The 1010-nt window shown below is 68.1% G+C and carries 1 protein-coding gene; it reads left to right on the top strand.

Features of this window, described 5'->3' with window-relative positions; all coding sequences use genetic code 11:
* The coding region (locus ACWEV3_RS43400) for an AMP-binding protein (protein WP_452619505.1) at positions 1–1010 on the top strand (1010 nt) is incomplete at both ends.

Consider the following 1010-nt stretch of genomic DNA (forward strand, 5'->3'; position numbering starts at 1 on the left):
AGCAGAACTCCGCGGGCCATCGCGCTCGAACACGGCCGCACCCGTTTGACCTACGAGGAGCTCAACACCCGCGCGAACCAACTCGCACACCACCTCATCGCGCACGGCGTCGGCCTGGAGTCGCGAGTTGCGCTGCTGCTCGGGCGATCGGTGGAGATGATCGTTGCCATCCTCGCGGTGACGAAGGCGGGTGGCGCATACGTTCCGGTCGACCCGACGTACCCGCGAGAACGAATTGGCTTCATGGTGGCGGACAGCGCCGCCGCGCTGGTGCTCACGAAGTCCGAGTTCGTCGACCTGCTACCGGAGGAAACGCCGAAACTGGTGCTTGACGAACCGGACGTGGCGGGTGCGGTCCACCGGTCCCCGGAGGCGTCGCCGGAGGTGGAGGTGCCTACTGGCGCCGCCGCATACGTGATCTACACGTCGGGATCGACGGGGCGTCCGAAGGGCGTAGTTGTCCCGCACACCGGGTTGGCCGGGCTGGCGCAGACCCAGGTGGAGCGTTTCGAGCTGACCGGCGAATCGCGGGTCTTGCAGCTGGCATCACCGAGTTTCGATGCCGCTGTGCTGGAAGTGTTGATGGCCTTCGCCGCCGGCGGAACCTTGGTCGTCCCGCCGGACTCGGGGGTGCTGACCGGCGCGGAGCTGGTCGACGTGCTCGCCGAGCAGCGGATCTCGCACGCACTGATCCTCCCGTCGGTGCTGGCGAGCATGCCGGTGGTGGAACTGCCGTCGTTCCGGACACTGCTGGTCGGCGGCGAAGCGATCGGCAGCGAGCTGGTCCGGCAGTGGGCTCCGGGTCGGCTGATGCTGAACCTGTACGGGCCCACCGAGGCCACGGTATGGGTGACCTCTGGATCGCTGGGCGTGCACTCGGACGAGCCGGTCATTGGCGGTCCCACCGTCAATACGCGGGTCTACGTGCTGGATGGCCGCATGCGGCTGGTGCCGCCGGGTGTGGTGGGGGAGTTGTACGTCGCGGGTGTGGGCTTGGCGCGGGGGTATGG

It is taken from the genome of Saccharopolyspora sp. NPDC003752 (assembly GCF_053605825.1).